Raw genomic sequence first — 25,988 nt, 5'->3', positions numbered from 1 at the left:
CTTGTCTTTCGTACCAAGCTTGTGTTCTGAGATGGAGAGCTTTATTGTCAACCAATCTTACACAGCCCAAAGTGCGCCGCAATAGCGACTCTTGTTCGGGTGTGGGGTAAAATCGGTAAGAATAGGCTTTTTCCATACCTCACATTCTAGAATATATCGTGTAAATGCGCTAGTATTTAACGGTAAAGCCGTCGTAGAACGACGGGGTTTCAGACCCAAATTTTCGATGATTTAAGCTGTGTGAGTTAGATCACTCAGGTAGTCGCAAAACTCAAGTTTGAATTGTGCCTATGATTCCCGTTTTGTCATCATTTTCAAAAGTACAGGCGATCGCCGTAACGAAGAACCGACGGTAGTGATCCGATAGTAGTGGCGTAGCTCTCTTGCTTATCTAGCCTGAGTTGCGTAGAATATTTACTAATAAAAATAATTACCTGACAAATGTCAAGAATTTGCTTTTTATGATTGCTGTTTTTATCAATATCTTCTCTTGGATCATTAAACTTTGGTTGGATGGCGATGAAGATTTAGAACAGAATCTTCTGACAAAAGATTCACAAGCTTCAATATTTAGTTATCCTAAATGTGGTTCTTGCCATACCATCAAAAATGGTTCTACACATAATGGCAAACCGAAACGTAAGGGTAAAAATTATGGTCAACCGTTGGCAATTAATCCTAGTCATAAAACCGTCTCTAACGAAACCCAATAATTAATAAATCTCCTGCTGCTAGAAAGAATTTCTCTGCGAGTAATTGCTGGAGTAACTGGATTGAGTTGGTCATGTTTACAAAACTATCTTAATAATAAATTTAACCAATTTCCTCGCCAGGTATAGGTAACAGACAAACCTAAAGGCAAATTAATCATAGAATTGGATGAGTTATAGTCATTATTATTTTGTAATAAAATTTAGGTATATATTTGGTTAGCTATCGATAGAACTACCCGAGAAATAATTGGTTGTTATTTAGGAGATAGAAGCCGTGAATCAGCTAAAAAGCTCTGGAAAATTCTCCCAGGAGTTTATCGACAATGTGCTGTTGCTTACACAAAATTTTGGGAGTTATATAAGACAGTAATTTCTCGTAAAAGTCATCGGGCAGTAGGTAAAGAAACTGGTCAAACTAATCCTATTGAAAGATTAAACAATACTCTTCGACAAAGTGTGTGATAATTTTTGCTTATGGAACCCTGAAGTGCTTATTGGGCAAAACTTTTAGGACTATTTTGCGGATATTCTATCGGTATAGACCTCGTTTCCACACAGAAACCAGAAGAGCCGAATTTCTAGATTGGTCAGACAGAGTCTATCGTTCTCCAAAAAAATGGATAATCATATCGGGGCTATCTGGTATTTCATCTTCCACCATCGATAAAAATCTATGATTAAACCCACATTCCGCCCCCTAAAAATCTATGATTAAACCCACATTCCGCCCCCTAGTCGTTGAAACCAACAGTTGCTCTAGCCCTTGTGTAGTAAGACTTTTAGCGATTACTAAGAATTATGAAGTGTCACACTCTAGTCAGCGATCGCCAGCTTGCTTAATGAGAGTCTATCTCAATAATTTGGTATCATAGCTATCAGATTTTTAGCACTAATTGTGCATCTGCTGGGCAAACAAATTAGCCTGTAATTCAGAGCCGGCAATCGTTTTGACGATTTAGATAAAATTTTCAATGTGACACTTTAGGATGCGGAATGTGGGATAAGACATGATTCTAGTTTTATCCATCGATAAAAGTGTATGATTAAAGACATAAGAATTGATTGACATCAGGTATTAATGGTGTTAGAATATGTGAGTTGGATCACTCAGTTGTATCGCAAAATTCAAGTTTGAGTTGCCCCCACGATTCCCATTTTGTCAACCTCGTCAAACAGATCAAGGAAATAAATGCACAGCTAATTGTCGCCCATCAAGCACAGCTGATCACCAGAGGTACTTGTGCTGTGAACCTGTAAATTTCCACTGACGGTGACATCGGTTTGGTGCTGGAACGCAACAACAAGTTAAGCTTCGATACTTTCTGTCTTGAATGCCTTTACTCTTTCCTAACTTATTGACCATGATTTCAACCACTCCTATAACTACCGCCCAGTCATCACCAAAAAAACCCGTTGATGACCAGAGGAAAGTAACTGAGAACGAGCAAATACCAAATAGTACTAAAGCATCCAGTAAAATTGATGAGTTGTTAGAGGAGGTTATCGGTGACAAAAAATTAAATCAACTCTCCCTAGAAGATTTAAATGTGCTTTTGAGTGAAGTTGATTTTTTAGATGCAATTGGACTTGATACTGAGGGAAAAAAGAAACCAAAAGAAGACAAATCAAACAATGGCAATAACGAAAATTCAGGTTCTACCTCAAGTTTTACCTCAAGTGCTGCCTCAAGTCCTACCTCAAGTCCTACCTCAAGTTCTACCTCAAGTCTTACCTCAAGTCCTACCTCAAGTCTTACCTCAAGTCTTACCTCAAGTTCTACCTCAAGTTTTACCTCAAGTGTCTCACTACCAGATTTAGTGGGCAGTTTTGGCACGATTAATTTGCCAAGTACGGTTAACTTCGGCGCTCAGGGGAATGCACAGGTAATTGTCACCAATCAAGGACAGGCGATCGCCAGTGGTCCCAGTACTGTTAGACTGTACATTTCCACTGACGGTGAGATTGACAGTAACGATGCCTTACTCACCAGTGTCAGCACAAACTTGAACCTAAGCGCAGAGCAGTCAGTCACCCTAAACTTACAGTATCAAAACAATACTTCAGTCATCGCTCCGGGGGCTTACTTTCTCATTGCTCAAGTTGATGCCAATAACCAAATTCCCGAACAACTGGAAACCAATAATGTCACCAGTAAATTAGTATCGGGACTCAATACTAATGCCATCATCGACTGGAATGCGATCGCATTAAATGCGATTCAAGCCGAGGGAAAAGCAGGGCGGGGAGTTCCGCCGACAGTGGGTTCTCGCTTAATGGCCTTGGTTTCTACTGCCGTCTATGATACGGTTCAGGCCTTCAACACTTCATATCCCTCCTACGCTGTAAATGTGAACGCACCAGCAAATACCTCGTTGCAGGCGGCGGTAGTTGGTGCTGCTTATCGAGTTCTCTCTACTCAATTACCTGGACAAAATAGCTTGTTCTTACAGCAAGTAACCAATTCTCTGGCGGAGATTCAGGACAGTGCCACCGCTGAAAGCAGGGGTTTTAATTTTGGCATTTTAGTAGCCAATCAGAGCCTCAATTTACGCGCTAGTGATGGTTCCAGCAACAATACGCCTTTCACTGCGCCGTCGGGAAACTATGTCTGGACACCAGAAACCTTAGGACCCACTGCTGGGGTAGCACTCGGTGCCAACTGGGGTGGGGTAACTCCTTGGACAATTGGCAACATTGACCAGTTTGTCTCGCAAAATCAACTTGATGTAACTCTTGATGGCCGTCCCGACAATCCTAATGATCAGGGTGCATTGTATGCCGAAGAAATTGAAGAAGTCCGGCTCTACGGCGGCTTGGAAGACACTGCTCTCACTACCACTTTACGCACAGAAGACCAGACAGAAATGGCTGTTTTCTTTGCCTATGACCGGGCTGATACCTTCCGTCCCTACGGTCAATTAAACCAAATTGCTCAAGAAATCGCCGTGCGCGAGGGCAATACCTTGCAAGAAGATGCCAGCCTATTTGCCGCGTTAAATACCGCGCTGGCAGATGCGGTAATCGTCGCTTGGAAAGAGAAATACACTGAACTCCAACCTCGCCCTGATGACATAATTGCCGGAGGATTTGCGGCCAATGACGGGCTAACTTCTACGGTGGGCGATCCCAATTGGGAATCCTTGCTGTCAACATTAATGGGGGTTAATTCGCCGCCTTTCCCGGATTATATGTCAGGGCATTCCGCCATGGGGGGAGCATTTGCTGGAGTGATGACCGAGTATTTTGGTGAAAACTATGTGTTTAGTGCTGTCTCCCAAGAACTTCCCGGTGTCGTTCGTAGTTTCGATAGCTTCTATGACGCGGGAATGGAAGATGCCCTCAGCCGTATTTATGGCGGGGTTCACGTCCGTGAGGCTTGTATTGAATCTTTTGAAATGGGGTTAGCTGTTGGCGATTTTGTTTCGACAAGTGTCTTTCAGCCGATTGTCTAGTATCGTGTCGAGTTGAGCGAACCTGCATCAGTCCCCACCCTCAGCAACGCACCAGTGGGGAAGGTGCAGGGGGCGGCAATTTGAGGACTCGATGTCCGAAAAATTGCCAACTAAATTTTAATGGTAAATCCCATGCTTTAGGTGATATCGGTCGCACTTTGGAATTATCCCTGGAAAGGGTGCGACAAATTGAGTCGAAAGCGTTGCAAAAACTGCGTAGTTAAGTAGGTAGGCACAATTATTTGTAGGATGGGTTAGCGGTAGCGTAACCCGTTCGGGCGTTGGGTTTCATGCTTCAACCCAACCTACGTTCATTTTATATTTAATTCCACCCACCTACTTAGATCACCAACAGAATATCCCTACTAGAGAGTTAAATACTCCCTATTTTTTTAGGAGATTTTAACTGACTGAGAACAACGATTTGATGAGTTGCATTCCAGACGTTTTTGACGTTCTGCTAAGATTGTTTGTAAATTCGGTCTTCCGGTTAAGGTTAATCGCCAAGAAGCCCAAATTTCATAGATAATATCCACTAGAAACCCAATAACCGGCCATTTAGTAGCGGCATAAATCCAACCGATGCCCAAAATATCATAGACTTGGCGAAACACTTCCACATTTTGGAGAATAGTACCATCAGCTAGTACAGCGTGGATTCGTCCCATGGCCGCCGCGAAGGAAATACCGCCATTTTCCTCTGGATTATAGTTTTCGGCGGCAATATCGACAAAAGCAACTAATCCTCTTCCAGCATCCCGTTTTTGCAGAAAATTGACCTCGCGCAAGCAGAGGGGACATTCTCCATCGTAGAGGAGTTTAATTTTCCAAGAGGGCGATCGAGTAGAATTTTCTAAGGTATCAGCAGATGGAGTCGGTAAAGATGGCATGATCTTCTAGGGATTCTCTTTTCAGTGGTCGGTAATTAGTGAGGGGTTGAGAAGTAGGGAGTGGGGAAGTGGGGTAATGGGGGAGTGGGGGAGTGGGGGAGTGGGGAGAATAAATAAAAATAATCTCCTGACTCCTGACTCCTGATGATTATTTTATGGCAATTCATCAGATTGGATGGTATCACTCTCTATTGGTTCTCGATCGTTGCGTTTTGAGAAACCCCAAGCAAAGAGGATAGCAATTAAACTGATCATAATCCATTCCGGCGGCACAAAATCGGGACTAATCACCCGCAACAGCAATCTTAAACCCACCAAACCGACGGTGACAAAACCAGCATCTTCTAGGTGGGTGTATTCCTCTAACCAGCGAATAAATAAACCCGCCATAAAGCGCAGGGTAACTACTCCGATCGTACCACCAAGCAGGATCAACCAAGTATCATCGGCCACGGCGATGGAGGTGGTGACACTATCGAGGGAAAAAGCTAAATCGGTAACGGCAATGAGGGGGATAGCTTGCCAGAGAGACTGAAACCGGAGACTATGATGGGTGTGGTCTTTGTCTTCAGGGGAGGCAAAGTAATTAAAGACTAACCAGAGCAAATATACTGCTCCCAAAAGTTCAAACTGCCAGTATTTAACCACCCAGGTGGCAGTAAGAATCAAGATCATACGGAGAATATAGGCGAAAACTAAGCCAATATTCAAGGCCTGACGTTGACGCTGATGATCTCCTAATCCCTGTGCTATGGAAGCGAGAGCAATGGCGTTATCTGCTGATAATACCGCTTCTAGGGCAATGAGAACCAACAGAATTAACGGGGTTTTTAGACTAAGGGTTAGAGATGAATCAAGAAGCGAGTCTAACATTGAGGCCGCAGGTAAAAATAAATGTAATCATGGCAATACTTCAGCTTAACGCTTTTACAACTTTCTTTTCTAGGGGAGATAACCGTCATCGGGGTGGGGAGATATGAAGTCTTGTAACGAAATGATGCAGAGGACCCCGATGATGTCGGAAAGTATTGGATGAATATCTTTATGAGGAGATAATCAGCAATGCTTTCTGATACTCAAGTTCTAGTCGCTCTGGTAATTGCTTTAATCCCCGGGATTTTGGCTTTTCGTCTAGCGACGGAACTTTATAAGTAAAGTCGCTTTCAATAAACCCTAATCCCGTCTAACCTAGCTATGGGATAGACCGATTGGGGTTTTTTCGGTTATCAGTCATCAGTTACCAGTTATCGGTGATTGGGTGTAACTTAAAAGTAATTAAGTAGGTAGGCGTTAAAAGTTGTCAGACACCCCCCTTATCAAGGGGGGACTAAGGGGGGATCCCCCCGCCTATCGGCACCCCCCTTATCAAGGGGGGCAGGGGGGATCGAACCTAAAATCCATTTTTAAATTATAACCAGCTACTTAGCCGCCTTTCTGACCGATTTTACTTGTACTCATAAATCTATGACCGCACGAACACGAAACCAAACCGACAAAAAAACACAAAAAAAGCCAAAAAGTGGCAATAAATCCCAAAACTGGCAAGTTATCGAGATTTGGCTGCGAATTATTGCCTATAGCGCCATTTCCATCACGGCGGTTTTTGCGATCGCTCGTTTGTTACCCTACCAACAGATGCAACAGGCAAAATTAGAAGAAGTGCGTTTGGCAGCCCAAGAAAAGGAGGAACGCGTCAATCAATTGCGGGATCAATTTACTCGCAGCTTTGATCCTAGTCAAGCGCGGCAAGTGATGGGGGAACAAAGTCCCCGACGGGATCCTAATCAAAGACGCATTTTTTGGGTTTCTCAGTAGATTAGCTGCCCGTGCATCTCAATTACTTGTTAAGACTCTAGGGGAGAGGAGATATCCACAGAGTCGGGATAAAACTAATGACCACAGCGACACAATTCTTAAACATTTCTGCCTTGACAAAAGAGGATTATTATGGGTGCATCTGAATTTTGAAGAAATATCTATAGGACATTTTGGGCGCACGCGGTGCGCCCCTACCATTGGCGCGATAATAAATATTATTGTAGGGAGGCACAATTATTTGTAGGATGGGTTAGCGGTAGCGTAACCCATGCGGGCGTTGGGTTTCATGCTTCAACCCAACCTACGTTCATCTTATATTTAATTCCACCCACCTACTTAACTGCTGCTGCTCACCTATAGGTGAGAGAAAGTCACGAATATGAGATGCACCCATTTTAACTGACTTGAGCGAATCAGATAGGAATTTAAAAGAGGATAAAAATAAAAATTAAAATCTTTCTGATTTCAAGCTACCAACGACCGGCGCTAGTCACTGAAACCTGATAACTGATAACTGATAACTGAAATGACTCGATCCTATTTTGCTACTACCGCTAGGGGACTAGAAGAAATTGCCGCTAGGGAATTAGAATTCCTAGGGGCAAAAGAAGTGAAACCAGTATTCACCGGAGTCCATTTTCAGGGGGATATCTCCCTACTCTATCGAGTCAATCTTTGGTCAAGAATTATTTTTCGGGTTTTGGTTCCCATTGCCGAAATTCCCTGTGGGGATGGGAAGGAACTATATGATGGCATTCAAGCCATTGATTGGCGCGATTATCTCAGCAGTGAGGAAACTTTAGCGGTACAATGTACGGGAACGAACGATCGCCTCAATCACACCCATTACACCGCTTTAAGCATCAAAAACGCTATTATCGACCAACAGCGTCAACAGGGCAATCCCCGTTCTTTTGTGGATACAGAAAACCCCGACCTGCAAATTAACGCTCATATCGAGAAAAATCGCTGTGTGCTTAGTTTAGATAGTTCTGGCCACAGTTTACATCGTCGCGGGTATCATCGGGCCATGGGAGTCGCACCTCTGAAAGAAAGTCTCGCCGCTGCTTTGGTAGAATTATCGGCATGGCAGGATGATATGGCGCTTTTAGACCCTTTTTGTGGTTCGGGAACCATTGTCATCGAAGCGACGTTAAAAGCTTTAAATATTGCCCCCGGTTTATCTCGTTCCCAGTTCGGATTTCAGAAATGGCCAGACTATCAACCGGATTTATGGCAATCTTTGGTTAAGGAAGCTAAAGAAAAACAAAAATTTCAGCTAAATGCGCCAATTTATGCTAGTGATGCCGATTATGAGGTTTTGCGTCAGGCCGAGGATAATGCCTATTTTTGTCAAGTGCAGGAGCATATTAATTTTAGCTTGCAAAGCATCACCGACTTAGAACCGGCGAGCGATCGAGGGATTATTCTCTGTAATCCCCCTTACGGCAAAAGATTGGGCAATACCGAAGAATTAGGGGCCTTATATAAATCCTTCGGTGATGTCTTAAAACAGAGGTTTAAGGGTTGGACAGCCTATATTTTATCGGGAAACAAAGAACTGACCAAACAAATCGGTCTGCGTTCTTCCCGTCGCACTCCCTTGTATAACGGTTCTTTGCCCTGTACCCTCTTAAAATACGAATTGTATTAACTACATCAAAACCTTGAGACTGTCAAGGGCTAAATGAACATTCTGACGAACCGAGGCAGCAGAAGTGTGTAAATCCAGACGTTCAGCATCGGTCAAACGCACTTCCAGAATACTTTCCACACCCCGACAGCCCAAGCGACAGGGAACCCCCAGATAGACATCCTGTAAACCGTATTCACCCTTAAGATAGGCTGCGGCCGGCAGTAAACGGGATTGATTTCTCAATATCGTCTCGACCATGGTACAGGCAGAGGAAGCAGGGGCGTAATAAGCGCCGCCAGTTTGCAGTAATTTGACGATTTCAGCCCCACCGTTGCGAGTTCTCTCCACTAAACGGTTAATTGTTATCTCGTCCATTAATTCGGTAATCGGCACACCACTGACGGTACAGTAACGGGGTAGGGGCAACATTAAATCACCGTGACCACCCAAAACCATAGCATGAACGTCGGCGGTACTAACCCCCAATTCCATGGCGATAAAGGTTTGTAAACGGGAAGAATCGAGGACTCCGGCCATTCCCATCACTCTTTGGGGGGGTAAACCGGTTGCTTGCCAGACTAGATAGGTCATCACATCAAGGGGATTGGTGATGACGATAAAAATGGCTTCCGGAGAATACTTGAGGCATTTAGTGGCGGCCTCGACGACAATTTTGGCATTGACATTCATGAGATCATCGCGACTCATGCCCGGTTTTCTGGCTAATCCAGCCGTAATCACGACAATATCCGAGCCTGCCGTGTCTTCGTAGTTATTAGTGCCGATAATCTCGCTGTCGTGCAGTTCTATGCCCTGAGCTTCCATCAAATCTAGGGCAATACCCTGGGGCAAACCATTGACGATATCGAGGAGAACCACATCGGCGAGGTTTTTTTCGGCGATGCGTTGGGCCAGGGTGCGTCCGACGTTACCGGCACCAATAACCGAGACTCGGGGCGATTGGCAGGGGATGAGTGTATCGTAGAAGTCAACCATGATTTATGGATGAGGCAATATCCTCATCAGACGGGTTCCAGTTGTTCGAGCTTTAGCCACACACTGGGGGTAGGAACATAGAATTTAATCAAAGCGTAATCATCTTTTACATCCAAGACTTCTGCTGTCGAGTTGAACATATAACTGGGTAAACGGCGATCGCTGGCTAGTGCCTCCAGGCTATTTTCTAGGTTTCCCGTCACCACGCGGACTAAAGCTCCTTTCTTAATTGTAGCTGCCATGTTTTTCTCGTTAAATTTGCTGGGGGGTTTCTTCCATAAATTGTTACATATTCGGGCAGGCCTCTGACAAGAGGGTGTGGGGTGTGGGGTGTGGGGTGTGGGGAGAATAAATAAAATAATCTCCTAAGTAGGGAGGCTCAATTATTTGTAGGATGGGTTAGCGGTAGCGTAACATGAGCGGGCGTTGGGTTTCATGCTTCAACCCAACCTACGTTCATCTTATATTTAATTCCACCCACCTACTTATCTCCTGTCTCCTGTCTCCACCGACAAACTTTTTCAGTAAACCCTAATTAAAACTCAACCCTTTGACCATAACTTAAGAGACTTTGTAGGGTTGCGAGGCGATTTTCCCAGACCTGTATTTGATAGGCAGATAAATCTTTTTGTCTGGACATCACAGATTTAAATTGATAGCTAAATCGTTTTAAGGCATTTTGAGTTAAAGTCAAATTGCGAGGGCTGGGATTATTAGCTAATTGCTCTAATAAATTAGCCATTTCGTCCACGTCTTGTCCCCAAGTTTTTAAGGTTCCTTCCTCCATTGCCCATAAATTATTCGTTATTAAAAAACTCCACTCTTGACGCAGGAAATTAAACCGCGCCGCTGCCGTTTTGAAGGGTTGACGGTGGGGTAAAGGTTCGGCTTTTTTGGTAATTATCGATCCCTGAATACGATTAAGAATTGTTTGCAGATTGGGATTGAGATTTTCTGTGGCAAAAAGAGCGAATCCCGAAGTGGGAAGATTGCGAATAAATTGTAGTTGATCGATCGTGACTTGATCGGGTACTTTTAACAGACGGATACCGGGTATAATCAGAGCATTTCCTGCAATTTGGCGATCAAATAAAGACTTGGTTTTATCTTCTAAAGTCCCTGTATCGAGAGCATAAGTCATTAAAAATATCAGGTCTATCCATTGATTTTGTCCCCACTCTTCCCAGTTTTGTTGAATACGATATAACCGTTCTTTTTGTTCTAGGGGAAACACTGCCGCCGACATTTTTAATTGGGGACGAATCTGTTTTAAACGAGTAGAAACCTGCGAAACAAAAGTATCAACCTGACGGATTTTAAAGCTAGTCCATTGTTCCCATAAAGCACCCCGGGGATTTAAAGTAATGGGATCAACTCCTGTCATTTGTTTAAATAACCACCGGCTGGATTTACCATAACCGTAGGTTTGATTAGAATCTTGACTCTGGAAGGGATAGCGAATATAATCTAACTGCAAGCCATCCACATCATAATTCTTGACAATTTCCTCGTAAAGAGATAAAAGATAGTTCTGTAGGTCGGGATTAGCAGGATCAAAAAAGGCTTTTTTCGTGCCTTGACTGTAATCAAAAGAACCACCACTTTTATTAGTTGCCCCCCAATGGGGATTACGGGATAAAACCGGACCGAGATAATCTAATGGTTGCTCTAATACTTTATTATGAGCTTGATTAGCCGCCGCAAAAACCCACACCCAGGCGTGGATTTCCATATTACGTTCATGGGCTAATTTAACGGCAACTTTTAGGGGATCCCAACCTCTGGTTAAAGGGTTTTGTTCGGGGGCAACTTGACTGGGATAAATAGTATAACTAGCATTAACTGTCTCGAAAAAGACCACATTAATACCGGCTGCCGCCATGCGATCGAATACTTTAGCTAAATCCTCCTCATTTTTAGCTTCTACGATTGTGCCTCGATCTAACCACATTGCCCGTATTTCTGGTTGGGCAAATTGTCGATTAGTGGGATAATTATCCCAAAGACTTCGCCGCGCTTGTAACCAAAATTCCCGCGCTTGCGTATAGGAACCCTGGGCGATTAAATTCTGAAAATTATTTAAGGTTCCTTGGGCATTTTCTAGGGCTAAACGGAATCGTCTAGCTGTATCTGATGCGCTGGAATTTTTCCCACGATTATGAAATGCTTGTGCTAAGGATTTATCAGTAGTTAAAGTGTTATTATTACTGGCTTCTAAAGCTAAGAGAGTCACCCCATAACGCCCGATTAATCCCTGCAATTCCGCCGTCATCTGGCTAATTTGTTGAGAAGTTAGGCTCGCTCTCGGGGGAATTGCCTCGGTATTCGGACTTAATCTCGCTGTTTCACTGGGGGGATTTTCTGCAATCTGGGGTAGAGGGCGACGGGGTGCGGTCGCAACGCGCTCGCTACGCGAGATCGCTGTTGGGGTATTATTAATATTATTAACTATTGTTGATTGCCCTTGACAATAGGGCGCAATTGTGCTAGGAGAAGAACTGCGATTAATGCCGTAGCGTTGCAGGGCGGTTTCTAGCCAAGCGCTATCGAGGGCGAGATTAGCGACGGCATTGCTGCCCCAGCGCCAACCGAGAAAGATCGAGTTATTATTGAGGACAACGGCGGGGGGATTATTGCGCGCCCCCCAAACGGCGACGGTTTGGCTATTAACTCCCGTGGGGATAACCACACCACCGAGGAGACTGCTGGCTAAAGGTTTTTGGTTTTTCAGTTCACCTAAATTAGTCGGCCGCAGGGTGTAAGCTTGGGAGTGGGGATAGGCCCAGTAAGCCCCAAATAGCGATCGCAGTTGATTCCGCACAGCAGGTTCCGAAAGATTTCCCGCCGGACCGGTGACGATAATTTTACCACCGCGATTCAGCCAACGAATCAAGACACCAGCTTGTAAACCGGAAATAGTCTCGACATTGGGGATGATTAGAACCTTAATTTTATTTAAATCCGTGTCGCTTTGCCACTGGTTACTCTGGAGAATACAGTAATTAACCCCGACATTTTGCAAACGTTCGGTTATATCTGTCCATTGATTGGCATTTTCTTGACTTTTTAACACTGCCACCGGTGTCGCTAAAACTGGGATCGGCAGCAAGACACCCACACAGGACAAAAGACAGGCAATTAGGGGCTTTTTAAACAGATGATCAAGATGGAAGGACGATCCCAGCACGTTTTTTTCTCTTAATTTTTTGGTTAACTTCTCCTGATCTTACCCAACTTAGCCAAAAAATAGTATCTTGGGGAACAAAAATTGCGTCTTAGTCGTCCGCAACATGGTTTTAGGGTGTTAGGGTTTTCAGTGATCAGTAATCAGTTATCAGATTGCAGTTTTAAGTAGACAGTGTTAGGTGAAAACTTCGGGGTCTTCTGGACATCAGGTGAAAAATGTTCACTGTGTCACATAATGGGCGCAAACCTTGCGACCCTACAGCTGGCACGATATTAATGGTAGGGACATAAGGCTTATGCCCTTTTTTCGATAAGATAAGCTGATCACCTTCAATTCCAATAGAACCCAACTTCGGAACCTTCTTTTCACTGATTACTGTTTACTGTTCACTGATCACTGAAAAGGCTGACGGCTAAAAAGCCATCTCCCTACAACTGTAAGGACAATTGCCGAAAGTGATCGCCGCGATGTTCAAAACTTTGGTATTGGTCAAAACTAGCGCAAGCGGGGGATAATAACACCACTTTAGCCTCTTTTGCTGTTCCTAGTTCAGCCGCGCGTTGAACTGCCCTGTCCATCGTTTCTACACATTCATAATCTTGATAACCTGCTGACTGTAAACGACGGGCAAAATCGGCGGCAGCGTCACCAATCAGCAGCACAGTGGCGACTTTTGCCTTAATTTCAGCGATCCAAGCCCGATCATCCCCTGCTTTCGCTTCTCCCCCCGCAATTAAAATCGCTGGACTAGGGACGGATTGTAAGCCTACTGCGGCCGCATCGTAGTTAGTTGCTTTACTATCATTAATAAAGTCTAGTCCTTTATGAGTACAAATATACTCTAAGCGATGGGCAACCCCGGGGAAAGTGGCGATCGCTTCGGTAATGGCTTTTTTCTCGATTCCTGCCAATCTAGCGGCGGCCACAGCCATAAGCAAATTCTGCTGATTGTGACTACCCACCATTTTCAGGAGATTAACCGGGGCAATTAATTCGCCAAAAGCCACGATCCAGTTATCTTGGAGATAAACACCACGACTAGGATCGCCCAAAAGCGCAGCTTTGCCCTGCACAGAAGTCCAGTAAGCTTGTTGCCATTGACTAACACCGATTTGACGCAGATAGGGATCATCACCGTTGAGGATTTGGCGATCGCTTCTTTGCAGTAAAGAGGCTTTAATCTGATAATAATTTTCCAGGGTTTGATGACGACTGAGGTGATCGGGGGTAAAAGTTGTCCAGATGCCGATTTTCGGCGATAAATCCCGACTGGACTCGATCTGATAACTACTAATCTCCGCAATAATCCAATCGTATTTATCGGCTTTTAAAGCCAATTCACAGGCGGCATAGCCGATATTACCGCAGGAAGGGGCATTTAACCCCGCTTTTTGAAAAATAGCGGCACAGAGGGCGGTGGTGGTGGTTTTACCGTTAGTTCCCGTAATCCCCAACCAAGGAGAAGATTGCAGATAACGCCAAGCTAATTCTAATTCTCCGATCGTCTCGATGCCTTTTTCTCTGGCAGTAATTAAAATCGGGGCATCCCAAGGCACGCCGGGGCTTACCACGATAAGATTAGGCAAGTCCGAAGCCTCTAGACTGAGATTTTGACCAAGATTGACGATAATTCCTTCCCTTTCTAGATTGGTTTTGGTTGCTTGTAAACTGGGAGAATCAGAGCGATCGCTTAATGTCACCTGCCAACCATCCCGTTTTAAGCATCTTGCCGCTGCTATTCCCGATCTTCCCAATCCAATAATCGCCGCTTTCGCCATCTTGTTGCCACTCTACTCAAGGGTCAATTTTTAGCAATCTCTATCCTACTGTGGATTAGGTCGAGTCTCTTCCTTTGAAAACAAAATTCTCTGGCTTGCGTCTAGATCGATAAAATAAATGCAAGTACAATCTCCATAACAAGGCTCCTTATTTATGAATCTAAAATCATCCTTAAAATTTACCCTACTGTTTTCACTTCTGGGGGGTTGTCTCCTGACTACACCTAGTCAAGCAACTCTCTTTGAACAACGAGAAGTTAATCAAGAGGATTTTATCGCTATTGCCCGTCCCTACGGTAACGGTAAATACGATTTACTGATTTTGCAACAAATCCCCGGAAAACGCCAATGTTGGGCGGTAAATGGCAGAGAACCGACCATTGTTCAGCCTCTCCTCCTCGATTTCGATTTTACCGGCAGTTGTGAACGGGCCACCGACAGTAACGGTTATTCCCTTCGCATTCGCGGCACAGATTACGGTTTAGAATACCTGCTGCGTATCGTACAACGCAACGGGGAATTAGTCCTCGTGGGAACCCCCCGCAATCCCAGGCAATCGGAGGTAATTATTGGACGGACAAAAGGTTTAGGGACCGGTTTAATGCAAATTTACCTCATCGATGGCTGGCGCTTTACTAAACGCAGTCTAGCCGGTCAAAATCTCAGTCATATCTATCTAACTGCCGATAGTCCCAGTTTCAATCCTCCCCCGGAATTACTCGCAGGTACCCAATCGTCTATCCCCCCCACACCCCCCCCCAGAGAATCCGTCAAAGCAGAAACACCGGTTAATCCTTCCGGTGATCCCGAAGTGCGAGAATATACCTTTACCGCTGCAGAAACAGCAGTAGAGAGCAATCCTCAGCCAGTGATCACTAATCGAGTACCAGAGTCAAATTTAACGCCACAGCCCCCAGTTACCCCTAATTTACCCCCCCTAACTCCTCCCAATTCCCAGAATACTAATGCAATTGTACCACCACCGCCACCGCGCAATTTAGGCAATCAGAGAAGTTTGTCAGACGTAATCACTTTTAATCGGGCTGCCCCTAATCCCAGTAGTAGTAATACTGGTAATACTGGTAATAGTGGCCGCAAAGGTTTTAAAGTAGTAATTGAAGCCAAGACCGAGAGCGATCGCACTAAGCTTCGTTCTCTCTATCCCGACGCTTTCCCCACTTCCCACCAAGGTCGTCGCGTCTGGCAAATAGGCGCGTTTAGCAATCGTGATAAGGCTGAAAACGCTTTACAAAGTCTTGCCCCCCTGCGCGGATCGATCGTACCATTTTAGGGAACGCTGGAACTGCGTAACTGGGAACAGATAGTGGATAAGGGAAATGGGGAAATGGGGAAATGGGGAAATGGGGGAATTTCAACTAAAACCCCAAAACCCTAAAACCCCAAAACCCTAAAACCCCAACTCTCAACTCCTGACTCCTGACTTCTAGAGTAACTGATAACTGATAACTGATAAATGATAACTGATAAATGATAACTGATAAATGATAACTGATAAATGATAACTGATAACTGATAAATGATAACTGATAACTGATAACTGATAACTGATAACTGAAAATATGGAAATATCAGAACTAAAAAAAGGCATCGAGATAGTAGGATCGCGCCTGGGTAAAACCCAGGACTATCTTTGACTTACCCACTTTAAGGGCCAAAATTAAAGACTTAGAACAGGTGGCAGCTGTCCCCACTTTTTGGGATAATCCCGATACTGCTCAAAAAACCCTGCAAGAACTAAATGAATGTAAATCTTCTTTAGAAACCTATCAGGGTTGGTGTGGACAATTAGAAGATACCAAGGCAATTATCGAGTTATTAGAATTAGAATCCGATCGAACTTTACTAGAAGAAGCGACGGACAATTTAACTCATTTACAGCATGACCTCGATCGCTGGGAATTGCAACAGCTTTTAAATGGTCCCTACGACGCAAAAGGAGCGGTTTTAACGATTAATGCGGGGGCCGGGGGAACCGATGCCCAAGATTGGACAGAAATGCTCCTGAGAATGTATTCTCGCTGGGCCGAGAAACAGGGATATAAAGTCACTTTAGCGGAAATATCAGAAGGAGATGAAGCGGGAATTAAATCGGTGACAATTGAAATTGCTGGAACTTATGCTTACGGTTATCTGAAAGGAGAAAAAGGCACCCATCGGTTAGTCAGAATTTCTCCTTTTAATGCTAACGGTAAACGTCAAACCAGTTTCGCCGGGGTGGAAGTGATGCCAATTTTGGGCGATGATGCGGTGAGGGTAGAAATTCCCGATAAAGATTTAGAAATTACCACCACTAGATCGGGGGGAAAAGGTGGACAAAATGTTAATAAAGTGGAAACTGCCGTGCGTGTGGTTCATCTTCCCACAGGTATCGCTGTACGTTGTACCCAAGAGCGATCGCAATTACAAAATAAAGAAAAAGCCCTAGCTTTATTAAAAGCGAAATTGTTAATTATCGCTCGGGAACAACAGGCTCAAGCGATCGCAGAAATTCGCGGCGATATGGTGGAGGCCGCTTGGGGCAATCAAATCCGTAACTATGTTTTTCATCCCTATCAATTAGTTAAGGATCTCCGTAGTAATGTGGAAACCACCGATGTTACCCGGGTAATGAATGGGGATTTAGATAGCTTTATTGAAGCCTATTTACGTTTAGGGGGGAACAGTGCAGGTTATACTGATTCCTAAGATGAGAGCAGCTCTATTTTCTCGCAAATTCTGTTCTTATTGGCTTGTCAAGCTATTTGTCCTCTACTAAGAAGAAAAATCAATGGTTATTATCGAGATTACCAATGTGGAAGAAATATTGAGCGCAAAAATTGGCTCTTTCGCCGCTAAAATCGTCCAAGCTCTAGCAGATGATGAGGGGAAAGTGGAAGAGGTTCTCATCAAAGAATTACAGGCTAATTTTCAGGAAAGGGGGATTAAAGCTAATCTGTTTAGCGTCACTGGATTAGATATGCTCGGCAATGGCAGGCTAGAAGTTAACGTTAATGTTCGTTCTGCTAATATGATGTCCTAAGAGAAGATGAAATCGCCAATGGTTGGGTTAAATATAGTTAAACCCAACCTTATTTTGGTAGTTACCATCAAAAGCAATGGCAACGAAGCTTGAGGTTATAATAAACCAACAAAATGTAACGGTCCTTGACCGGTAATTAATTCGATAATAATTGCCAGAAAACCGATCATCGCTAATCGACCATTCCACACCTCAGCTGCCGTGGTCATTCCCCATTCCCAACGCTCCTGGGGATACATTTTCATATTCGCTTTCGGACGGGTAATTTGCTCGAAAGTGGTGGGTTTTTCCTCTAGGGATTTGACCACTAACTGGGAGAGAGATTCGATAAACATCGGGTGAGTGTTAAGAGCCGGTACTCGCTGAAAATCTTCAATTCCCGCTTCTTCCGCCACTTCTCGGTACTCTATATCGATTTCTTGCAGAGTTTCGATATGTTCCGAGACAAAGCTAATCGGCACGACCAGTAAATGCTTAATTCCCTGCTCTCCCAACTCTTTTAAAGCATCTTCAGTGTAGGGTTTTAGCCATTCCACCGGACCGACGCGACTTTGATAGGCTAAAGTGTACTGATTGGGCCGGTTGAGCGTACGCATGATCGCCCTAGTGCATTCTTCAATTTGCCTTTGATAGGGATCTCCCGCTTCCTCCACATAACTTTGGGGGACACCATGGGCGCTAAAAAAGATATGTACTTGGTCAGGATTAGGACACTGCTCTAATTCTCGTGCGATCAGATCGGCCATAGCACTCAGATAAGCGGGATGATCGTACCAAGAAGGGATGAGAGTATATTCCGTCAAACGCAGATAGGGATCCTGCTGCCACATTTCCTCCAGCACACGAAAACTGGAACCACTGGTGCTGATGGAAAATTGGGGATAAAGGGGAAGAATAACTAATTTTTTGATATGATCCCGTTTAATCCGCTCGATCGCTTCTTCGGTGAAGGGATTCCAGTAACGCATCCCGATATAAACGCTCACTTCGCGCCCCATTTCCGCGAGACGTTGTTGCAGTGCTGTGGCCTGTGCTTCCGTAATCTTGAGTAAAGGGGAGCCACCACCAATCTGACGGTAATTTTCTTGGGATTTACTCGCTCTTAGCGTCGATATTAACCAAGCTAACGGTTTTTGTAATCCTTTGATCGGCAAACGGATGATCTCTGGGTCAGAAAAAAGGTTAAATAGAAAAGGACGCACATCCTCTAACCGCTCCGGCCCACCCAAATTTAATAATAAAACCCCAACGCGACCCATAGTGTTAACAGATAATTTTTAAATTTTCAGATTCTTTACCAAGTTTAACAATATATCGGTGGAACCGTTAAAACAAATTACAGACAATATCGAACTTAATCAAATTTTGGAGGTTGATCTTGGCGACAATTTTACGTCCCCTCAGTTATCAATATCAATGGCTTTACGATGGTATCTCCCGTCTGGCTGCCCTAGCGGTGGGTGGGGAGACCCGTTTTCGGCAATTGGCCCTAGAAGGTTTAAAAATCGCTAAAAATGACCCTATCCTCGATCTCTGTTGTGGTGCGGGTCAAACCACCCGTTATTTAGTACCCCTATCCGATCGCTGTGTCGGTTTAGATGTCTCTCCCTGGGCCTTGGAGCGAGCTAGTTTAGCGGTGCCGCAAGCGCATTATGTGGAGGGATTAGCCGAAAAAATGCCCTTTAATGCCGGAGAATTCGCCTTTGTTCATACTAGCGCCGCTCTCCACGAAATGGAACCGGAGCAGTTAGAGCAAATCCTTAAAGAAGTGTATCGAGTTCTCAGACCGGGGGGAATTTTTGCCCTCGTGGATTTTCATCGACCCACTAACCCGCTTTTTTGGCCTTCTTTAGCCCTATTTTTGCAATTATTTGAAACCGATACCGCTTGGCAGTTTATCGATCGGGATCTGATCCGATCTTTACAGGCGATCGGTTTTCGTGATTGTCAACAAAAATTATACGCTGGTGGCAGTTTACAGGTGATTCGAGCGGCCAAGTAAAGGGATTGACCGGGCAAGATTTTCAGAGGCAGTCGGTCATTTATACTAAGTAGGGAAGCTGAGTTCGATCGACTCGGTGCCAGTTATTTTTGAGAAGTAATGACTAGAGCAAAAATTCTACAACCCGATTTAATTTTAGGGGATACGATTCTCGGTCTCACTCTGGAGATTTTGAGTCAGCATCGGATTAAGGGATTGATTCTCGATGTGGATGATACCCTTGTTCCCCTCCAGGAAACGGCGGTTTCTGACGATTTACAGCGTTGGGTCGATTCCTTGCGTCTTGATCTACCGATTTGGTTGGTCAGCAATAATCTCAGTGAAAATCGGATCGGTGCGATCGCTGATAATTTACAACTTCCCTACCTTCTCGGTGCGGTGAAACCCTCTCGACGCAAACTCCGGCAAGCGATGGCAGCCATGAGTCTTCCCCCCCAACAAATTGCTATGGTTGGCGATCGCTTGTTTACCGATGTTTTAGCGGGAAATCGTCTGGGAATGTTTACCATTCTGGTGAAACCAATGGTAAATCCCTTGACGGGGGGGCAAGCTTATCCAATCCACGATTTTGAGGTATGGCTATCACAAATTCTCGGTGTTTCCCTGCATCCGCAGCATTACTTAATAAAACCTGACCAATCCTCACAAAAGTAAATATTAAAAAATAATTAAGTATAGAGGAAAGGAGGGAAAAGTAGAAAATACTATAGACAATTTGAAATGAGGTCAGCCGAGATAAAGACCTTAAATATATGAAAGTTAGTAGATAAACAGTGCCAGTTTTTGCCGATATAGGCCAAAAGCTGGCACTACTGTTTTAAGGAAAACTTGCTGGTATAATTTGGCCAGATTGTGAGATAATAGGGAACGATTTTTTAGTTCGATAGGGGGGCATAAATCGACTAAATCCTTATCTGGTAAGGGATTTAATTGATTAGTTCACTCTAGATCGCAAACAATTGACAAAAATTGCGGTAATTTGTGTGATAATTTTTGCTTATGAAATCGTGAAATGTTTACTGGGAAAGACTTTTAGGACTATTTGGTTAAATAAACCATCAGTATAGACCTCGTTTCCACACAGAAACCAGAAGAGCCGGGTTTCATTCCTTATAACCCCGTCCATTGCATAAGACAAACCGAAGAACCGTTAATTCTCCCTGGCTTCACTCTATATATGAATCGAGATTCTTCCCTGCTATCATCCTCCTCGGTTGCGGAATTCAAGCGCAATTCCTTTGATTTGGAGTCACACCTACAAAACTTTTTACAATTAGACCAAGAAATTTTACAAGCAAAATTAGCCATAGCAAAAGATTCCTTAGCGGCCTTAGCTCATCAAGACTTTTCTTGGACAAATCCAGATTATTTCTATCAGGAAAAAGTCAAAGAAAACTATTTATTTGAATTATCTGCTTGGCATTTATCCAGTCAAGAATATATCGGGGAACCCCTGAGATTAATTGATGATCACGGTAGCGGAAAAGTCTTAGATTTTGGTGGCGGAATCGGTACTCATGCCCTGGCTGCCGCAATGAATTCTGGGGTTGAACAGGTGATCTATTGCGATCTTAATCCCCTACATCATGAATTTGTTCGCTTTCGTGCCGAGCAATTAAATCTCGATACTAAATAAGCTCTCATTCTATACAGAAATTCCCGAACGGCTAAAATTTGACACGATTATCTGTTTGGATGTCATCGAGCATTTGCCCTCACCTACGGTCTAACTTAAAAAGTTTTATGACTGGTTAAACCCAGGAGGAAAGCTAATTATTAACTGGTATTTTTTCAAAGGATTTAATCAAGAATATCCTTTTCATCTCGACGATCCCAAAATTATTGAGAGCTTTTTTCAAACCCTACAAAAAGATTTCCTAGAGATTTTTCATCCCTATCACATTACCGTGCGCTGTTATCGAAAAAATCAATATAGTCATTTCAATTAAGATTGAGAATATCAATGCCAGAGTTCATAAGGGTTTAACCGGTCTAGAGTGTATCAGACTTATCTGAAATGACTATAATTGCCGGAAGAAGATCAAACCAGAGGATGATAGAAAAGTTAGAATTACCCTTGCAACTATGACCCTAGATATTATCCCCGAAGGCGAAGAACGCAAAGTGGAAGCTGTCAGTAGTGCCGCTATTGATGGTGCGCCGATCGCCTATATTGTCGTCTTAGCGGCCATTGTCACTACCCTTTCTTTTATTCCCTTCTCCATTGTCCTCGCTTCCGGCGGTAGTATGCCCCTCAGTCAAGCGGTTTTTCCCCTCTTGGGTTGGTTACTCGGCCCGATCGCTGGAGCGATCGCTAGTGGCATTGGGTCATTAATTGGGGCTTTCCTTGCCCCCTACACAGCAGGAATTCCCGCTATTTCGGTCTTTGGGGCGATTTTGTCTAGTTTTGTGGCGGGAACGATGGTTTTAGGCAAAAAACGCCGTTATTGGTGGTTAGGATTAACGTTAATTTTTCTGATTCCCCTGTTTATCTACGCTAACCGGGCGATCGGACTGAACGGCATTTCGCCACGAATCTTTATTGCCGGGGCTTTCGTCGATTGGTCAGCTTTGGTATTATTTATCCTACCAACCCGGACTCTTTTTACCCATTGGATCAAAGGCAGCAATTTGGCCCTAGTAGCGGCGGGAATTTTTGGGGGTACCTGGACCGCCAGCGGCCTCTCCCATTTAGGGGTCGTCGCCATTACCTACTCGATTTTTAACTGGCCCGAAGAAGTCTGGATCGCTTTAATTCCGATCATTCCTGTAGAAAATCTGATTCGTTCCTTCGTCGGTATGGTGATCGGTTGTGGTGTGATTGCCGGTTTACGGGCGATCGGTCTGGTTAAATCACGAGAGGCGATCTACTAGACCTCTTGTAAAAATCAAAAATTGTTGTTAGGGGTAGGAGTCAGTAGCTGGTCGTCGGGAGTCAGGAGAAGAAAAAAGACAAGAGACGACTAGACTATCCATAAAACCTAAGATTATGTCGAATTTATCCGAGCTTTTAGATATTGTGACCCAATAGCGGCTCGATAACTTATTTTTGCAGGAGGGCTACTGAAATGGGAATACAGCAGTTATCTTAAATGGTGACATAGGAGGTTTTCCTTTTGGGGTGTGGGGTGTAGGGTGTAGGGGCGGACTCAACAGCAAGAATTGCCGCGTTGTGTCCAACCCCCCACCGAAAAAAAAGAGAACTAGCGTTTAAGCCAACTCATCATTGCCCGCAGGTCTTGACCGACTTCTTCGATCGAATGTTCTGCTTCTTGACGACGCATAGCGGTGAAACCCGGTTTACCTGCTTGATTTTCGAGGACAAACTCTCTGGCAAATTGTCCCGATTGAATTTCCCCGAGGATTTTCCGCATTTCGGTCTTAGTCGCTTCCGTCACCACCCGCGGACCGCGAGTGTAGTCACCGTACTCGGCTGTATTGGAAATACTATCGCGCATTTTGGCCAAACCGCCCTCGACGATCAGATCGACGATCAGTTTCACCTCGTGTAAACACTCAAAATAGGCTAATTCGGGCTGATAACCAGCTTCCACGAGGGTTTCAAAGCCAGCTTTAATTAAAGCACTTAAACCACCGCATAATACTGCCTGTTCGCCAAAAAGGTCGGTTTCTGTTTCCTCGCGGAAAGTGGTTTCCAAAACCCCGGCCCGAGTGCCACCGATACCTTTAGCGTAGGCCATTGCTCGATCGCGTGCTTGGCCGGTAGCATCTTGATAGACGGCGAATAAACAGGGGACTCCTTGACCTTGTTCGTAGGTGCGACGGACGAGATGGCCCGGTCCTTTGGGGGCAACCATAACCACATCGACATTATCCGGGGGAACCACTTGACCGAAATGAATATTAAAGCCGTGGGCAAAAGACAAAACCTTGCCTGGGCTTAAATTCGGGGCAATTTCGTGGAGATAAATCGTTTTCTGCACTTCATCCGGTAAGAGGATCATGATCCAGTCGGCAATTTTAGCGGCTTGGGCCACATCATAAACCGGAATACCGGCTTCTTTGGCTTTGATTGCCGATTTACTGCCGGGATATAGACCAACAATCACATTAACGCCACTATCCTTGAGATTTAATGCGTGGGCATGACCCTGGGAACCATAACCAATAATAGCGATCGTTTTTCCCGCTAATAAATCTAAATTGGCATCCTCATCATAGTACATTTGTGCCATCGAACTCGCTCCTTAACTTCTTTTGTCACTGTGCAAACTCCTAATTATACGGGAAAATCACGCCCGTCAGAAGCATTTGATCGCCGGTTTCCTGGAGTCACGAAAAAATAGTGTCTAGAAAAAATGAACTAGGCTAATCCGCTTCGCGCTTGATTAGCTTTGGAAACGCTAATCTCACAGATTTTGTGCTTTTGACGCTTCCTTTGGCAGACTTACCGTTTGAGTCCTGACGGCTCGACTAGGCAGCGGTTTTACCATCCACGTCTGACGACGCTAGTTCCTAACACCGGGGCTAAATATTTAGTTTTAGCCAGAAATATCTAAGGGGACAAAACCTAATTGACCAATTGTCAATAGAGTTTTCAATGCGCTCACCCTGAGACTTTCTTGAGTATTTATATTTAGTGAATTGTTCGGCTTTTTCTGTCTTTTCCTTTGTCTTTTTCCACCTGCGGAATTTGGGTTGTATTGATTCGGACAATACCCGATGAGCCTTTTTCTGTTAAATCTTGAGGAGTCGTGCGTTTCATTTTTGAATTGGCGTTGTTTTACTCCCTGATGGAAAAAGTCCTGAGCAGTTGAGGCAGCATTGACTTGAGCGATCGCATTTAAAGGCAAAGACTGAACAGGCCGAATGTTTTAGGTTTACCTTGAGTTTATTGCTGTAATTCTTTCAACAAATCTCAGACTTTTTGAGCTTGTGCTGTGTCACCCTGTTGCTGATATAAATTGGCTGCTTTTTCCAAGTCGGTGATCGCTTTTTGACGGTTTCCTGACATTTCATAGACAAGCCCTCGCAGGTTGTAAGCATCAGCATAGTTAGGATCGAGGCGAATTGCTTGGGTGTAGTCGGCGATCACTTTTTGATATTCTTTTAATTGACCATAGGCATTACCTCGAAAAAGATAAGCACTAGCATCGTTAGGATTGAGACGTATCGCCAGGTTAAATTGTGCCAGCGATTGCACAAAATTTCCTTTTTTCCATTCCTCTATTCCATAATTAAAAAACAACTCGGCAAAGGCTAGTTTAGAATTAGGATTTGATCGAATGCTATCGATCAAATCCTGAGTTACTTTGATTAAATCTATGGTTGTCTGGTATGCTTCTGTATCTCCCTGTTTTTGAAGTAATTCTGCCGCTTTTCGTAGCTCTGTGATCTGATTTTCTAAATCTCCTAAACCCTTATATGCCATTGCCCTGCCCATGTAAGCTTGAGCATAGTCGGGTTTGAGTTGAATCGCTTGGCTAAAATCGACAATTGCACCATCAAAATCTGCTTTGTCATATTTATCCATCGCCTGAACAAAAAAATCCTTAGCATTCCTTCCATTGGAAAAATATTGAGCGAGCGCGTTAGTAGTGGAGATACTTTGTTGAGGTGTTCTTAATTTATTCTGAGCAATTTCTCGGCCACTAATTGCTTGAGTGAAATTAGGATTAAGTCGTATTGCTTGAGCATAATCGGCGATCGCTTTTTGAGAATCTCCTAATTGATCATACAAAGTTGCTCGGTTATAGTAAGCTACTGCTGAATTGGGATTAAAGCGAATAAATTGGTTATAATCAGCCAGGGCTTGGTCATATTGCTGTAAACGACTATAGGCAATTCCTCTGTTGCCATAGGCTTGAGCATAGTTAGGATTAAGACGAATGGCTTCATTAAAACTATTAATGGCAGCCTCTAGATCACCTTGTTGTAATCTTTTTACTCCCTGATTGAAAAAGTCCAGAGCAGTTGAGGCAGCATTGACTTGAGCGATCGCATTTAAAGGTAAAGATTGAACGGGCCGAGGGAGAGAAAGGAAGCCTAAACCGAGACAGAGGGTAATTAAGATAGAGAAAGGACGGAGAAACATGATTGATTTTCCTTGACAATGTTTTAGGTTTACGTTGAGTTTATTTTTGTATTATTTTAATAACTTCTAAGATTTCTTGAACTTTTGTCTTGAGGAGTCCTGCGTTTCATTTTTGAATTGGCGGGCTGTGAAAATGCCTCTTAGCTTAAAACCCGATGCCCGACCCCCGACACCCTGCCCCCACGAAAAACTTTTTGCCGCAACCCCTAACTAGGGAAAGCTGACTTGATCTAGTGGAGCAGAAAAAAAAGGGGGGGGTAATGGCCAATTTTTAGCTTGGACTTGGTTCTTTCACCAAAATTGAGTACAATGTCACTATCAATAGGCACTTCCTCTCCTCTCACCCAGTTAAGATTAACCTCGATCTGAACACAGATAATCGGGTTAGTATTTAGGGACGAAATAGCTTCTCTCCTTCTCG

24 protein-coding genes and 3 pseudogenes are annotated in these 25,988 nt (G+C 44.0%); 14 read left to right on the top strand and 13 right to left on the bottom strand.

What is annotated here, in order from left to right:
* The coding region (locus EWV66_RS13795; protein WP_287107430.1) for a helix-turn-helix domain-containing protein at window positions 1-136 on the bottom strand (136 nt) is incomplete at its 3' end.
* A gap of 325 nt (window positions 137-461) precedes the next feature.
* On the opposite strand from EWV66_RS13795, the pseudogene EWV66_RS24445 reads away from it, so the two are divergent.
* Window positions 462-1,132 (top strand): annotated as a pseudogene (locus EWV66_RS24445) (IS1-like element transposase).
* Window positions 1,133-1,284: 152 nt separating this feature from the next.
* A pseudogene (locus EWV66_RS13785) lies at window positions 1,285-1,380 on the top strand (IS1 family transposase); the annotation flags it as partial.
* 855 nt (window positions 1,381-2,235) lie between these two features.
* Here EWV66_RS13785 and EWV66_RS13780 read toward each other — a convergent pair.
* Window positions 2,236-2,547: a hypothetical protein gene (locus EWV66_RS13780; protein WP_287107429.1), complete on the bottom strand. Its 312-nt coding sequence runs from the start codon at window positions 2,545-2,547 to the stop codon at window positions 2,236-2,238.
* Window positions 2,548-2,554: 7 nt separating this feature from the next.
* Here EWV66_RS13780 and EWV66_RS13775 point away from each other — a divergent pair, with 7 nt between their 5' ends.
* Together EWV66_RS13775 and EWV66_RS13770 are read left to right on the top strand one after the other, a co-directional pair.
* Window positions 2,555-4,165: a CARDB domain-containing protein gene (locus EWV66_RS13775; RefSeq protein WP_287107428.1), complete on the top strand. Its 1,611-nt coding sequence runs from the start codon at window positions 2,555-2,557 to the stop codon at window positions 4,163-4,165.
* A 119-nt stretch (window positions 4,166-4,284) separates the two neighbouring features.
* A pseudogene (locus tag EWV66_RS13770) lies at window positions 4,285-4,389 on the top strand (sigma factor-like helix-turn-helix DNA-binding protein); the annotation flags it as partial.
* A gap of 168 nt (window positions 4,390-4,557) precedes the next feature.
* Here EWV66_RS13770 and EWV66_RS13765 read toward each other — a convergent pair.
* Both EWV66_RS13765 and EWV66_RS13760 read right to left on the bottom strand, forming a co-directional pair.
* On the bottom strand, window positions 4,558-5,055 hold the full coding sequence (locus EWV66_RS13765) for a thiol-disulfide oxidoreductase DCC family protein (protein ID WP_052278322.1): 498 nt from the start codon (window positions 5,053-5,055) through the stop codon (window positions 4,558-4,560).
* Window positions 5,056-5,208: 153 nt separating this feature from the next.
* Window positions 5,209-5,928: a TerC family protein gene (locus EWV66_RS13760; RefSeq protein WP_002786989.1), complete on the bottom strand. Its 720-nt coding sequence runs from the start codon at window positions 5,926-5,928 to the stop codon at window positions 5,209-5,211.
* Window positions 5,929-6,117: 189 nt separating this feature from the next.
* Between EWV66_RS13760 and psaM the strand changes: the two genes are divergently transcribed.
* From psaM to EWV66_RS13745, 3 genes are all read left to right on the top strand, one after another.
* Entirely contained in the window at window positions 6,118-6,210 is a 93-nt protein-coding gene (gene psaM, locus EWV66_RS13755; protein WP_012264462.1) for a photosystem I reaction center subunit XII, read from the top strand.
* Window positions 6,211-6,519: 309 nt separating this feature from the next.
* The gene (locus EWV66_RS13750; protein ID WP_052278323.1) at window positions 6,520-6,870 is read left to right on the top strand and encodes a slr1601 family putative cell division protein; all 351 of its coding nucleotides are present in this window, start codon (window positions 6,520-6,522) and stop codon (window positions 6,868-6,870) included.
* Between the two features lie 529 nt (window positions 6,871-7,399).
* Window positions 7,400-8,527, top strand: a complete 1,128-nt coding sequence (locus EWV66_RS13745; protein WP_052278324.1) for a THUMP domain-containing class I SAM-dependent RNA methyltransferase — start codon at window positions 7,400-7,402, stop codon at window positions 8,525-8,527.
* Here the strand turns inward: EWV66_RS13745 and mdh are convergent, their stop codons facing one another.
* The 4 genes from mdh to murD form a co-directional block, all read right to left on the bottom strand.
* A complete protein-coding gene (gene mdh, locus EWV66_RS13740; RefSeq protein ID WP_004163490.1) occupies window positions 8,528-9,505 on the bottom strand; it encodes a malate dehydrogenase in 978 nt (325 codons plus the stop codon). It lies immediately after the preceding gene.
* A 26-nt stretch (window positions 9,506-9,531) separates the two neighbouring features.
* On the bottom strand, window positions 9,532-9,747 hold the full coding sequence (locus tag EWV66_RS13735) for an NAD(P)H-quinone oxidoreductase subunit O (RefSeq protein WP_002758722.1): 216 nt from the start codon (window positions 9,745-9,747) through the stop codon (window positions 9,532-9,534).
* Between the two features lie 293 nt (window positions 9,748-10,040).
* Entirely contained in the window at window positions 10,041-12,692 is a 2,652-nt protein-coding gene (locus EWV66_RS13730; RefSeq protein ID WP_072924505.1) for a glycoside hydrolase family 10-like protein, read from the bottom strand.
* A 428-nt stretch (window positions 12,693-13,120) separates the two neighbouring features.
* Entirely contained in the window at window positions 13,121-14,470 is a 1,350-nt protein-coding gene (gene murD / locus EWV66_RS13725) for a UDP-N-acetylmuramoyl-L-alanine--D-glutamate ligase (protein WP_052278325.1), read from the bottom strand.
* A 154-nt stretch (window positions 14,471-14,624) separates the two neighbouring features.
* On the opposite strand from murD, the gene EWV66_RS13720 reads away from it, so the two are divergent.
* Window positions 14,625-15,761 (top strand): DUF3747 domain-containing protein, encoded by a 1,137-nt coding sequence (locus tag EWV66_RS13720; RefSeq protein WP_072924508.1) that lies wholly within the window; start codon window positions 14,625-14,627, stop codon window positions 15,759-15,761.
* A 153-nt stretch (window positions 15,762-15,914) separates the two neighbouring features.
* On the opposite strand, the gene EWV66_RS13715 is transcribed toward EWV66_RS13720, so the two are convergent.
* Entirely contained in the window at window positions 15,915-16,079 is a 165-nt protein-coding gene (locus EWV66_RS13715) for a hypothetical protein (protein ID WP_287107427.1), read from the bottom strand.
* Here EWV66_RS13715 and prfB point away from each other — a divergent pair.
* Both prfB and EWV66_RS13705 read left to right on the top strand, forming a co-directional pair.
* A protein-coding gene (gene prfB / locus EWV66_RS13710) for a peptide chain release factor 2 (protein ID WP_139294333.1) occupies window positions 16,051-17,176 on the top strand; the annotation gives its coding sequence in 2 pieces (ribosomal slippage) (window positions 16,051-16,122 and window positions 16,124-17,176; 1,125 coding nt in all). The genes EWV66_RS13715 and prfB overlap by 29 nt on opposite strands.
* 82 nt (window positions 17,177-17,258) lie before the next feature.
* On the top strand, window positions 17,259-17,510 hold the full coding sequence (locus tag EWV66_RS13705) for a DUF8653 family protein (RefSeq protein WP_002739055.1): 252 nt from the start codon (window positions 17,259-17,261) through the stop codon (window positions 17,508-17,510).
* Between the two features lie 95 nt (window positions 17,511-17,605).
* Here the strand turns inward: EWV66_RS13705 and hemH are convergent, their stop codons facing one another.
* The gene (hemH, locus tag EWV66_RS13700; protein ID WP_072924517.1) at window positions 17,606-18,769 is read right to left on the bottom strand and encodes a ferrochelatase; all 1,164 of its coding nucleotides are present in this window, start codon (window positions 18,767-18,769) and stop codon (window positions 17,606-17,608) included.
* Between the two features lie 119 nt (window positions 18,770-18,888).
* Here hemH and EWV66_RS13695 point away from each other — a divergent pair, with 119 nt between their 5' ends.
* The 4 genes from EWV66_RS13695 (at window position 18,889) to EWV66_RS13680 (ending at window position 22,386) form a co-directional block, all read left to right on the top strand.
* Window positions 18,889-19,512: a class I SAM-dependent methyltransferase gene (locus tag EWV66_RS13695; RefSeq protein WP_287107425.1), complete on the top strand. Its 624-nt coding sequence runs from the start codon at window positions 18,889-18,891 to the stop codon at window positions 19,510-19,512.
* Between the two features lie 99 nt (window positions 19,513-19,611).
* Entirely contained in the window at window positions 19,612-20,166 is a 555-nt protein-coding gene (locus EWV66_RS13690; RefSeq protein ID WP_002766120.1) for a YqeG family HAD IIIA-type phosphatase, read from the top strand.
* 523 nt (window positions 20,167-20,689) lie between these two features.
* Entirely contained in the window at window positions 20,690-21,148 is a 459-nt protein-coding gene (locus EWV66_RS13685) for a class I SAM-dependent methyltransferase (RefSeq protein WP_249264827.1), read from the top strand.
* A 449-nt stretch (window positions 21,149-21,597) separates the two neighbouring features.
* The gene (locus EWV66_RS13680) at window positions 21,598-22,386 is read left to right on the top strand and encodes an ECF transporter S component (protein ID WP_072924522.1); all 789 of its coding nucleotides are present in this window, start codon (window positions 21,598-21,600) and stop codon (window positions 22,384-22,386) included.
* 329 nt (window positions 22,387-22,715) lie between these two features.
* Here EWV66_RS13680 and ilvC read toward each other — a convergent pair whose 3' ends face one another.
* The 3 genes from ilvC to EWV66_RS13665 all read right to left on the bottom strand — a co-directional run bounded on the left by ilvC (window position 22,716) and on the right by EWV66_RS13665 (window position 25,567).
* Entirely contained in the window at window positions 22,716-23,708 is a 993-nt protein-coding gene (ilvC, locus tag EWV66_RS13675; protein ID WP_002785193.1) for a ketol-acid reductoisomerase, read from the bottom strand.
* Window positions 23,709-24,109: 401 nt separating this feature from the next.
* Window positions 24,110-24,238 carry a hypothetical protein gene (locus EWV66_RS13670; RefSeq protein ID WP_260441226.1) on the bottom strand — a complete coding sequence of 43 codons (129 nt, stop codon included), beginning with the start codon at window positions 24,236-24,238 and terminating at the stop codon, window positions 24,110-24,112.
* Between the two features lie 153 nt (window positions 24,239-24,391).
* Window positions 24,392-25,567 (bottom strand): tetratricopeptide repeat protein, encoded by a 1,176-nt coding sequence (locus tag EWV66_RS13665; RefSeq protein WP_287107424.1) that lies wholly within the window; start codon window positions 25,565-25,567, stop codon window positions 24,392-24,394.
* Window positions 25,568-25,988 lie beyond the last annotated feature (421 nt).

The organism is Microcystis sp. M_OC_Ca_00000000_C217Col (genome assembly GCF_007095585.1).
Classification (GTDB): domain Bacteria; phylum Cyanobacteriota; class Cyanobacteriia; order Cyanobacteriales; family Microcystaceae; genus Microcystis; species Microcystis panniformis.
The sequence above is the reverse complement of the archived record's forward strand: the minus strand, read 5'-3'. Positions and strand labels throughout refer to the sequence as shown.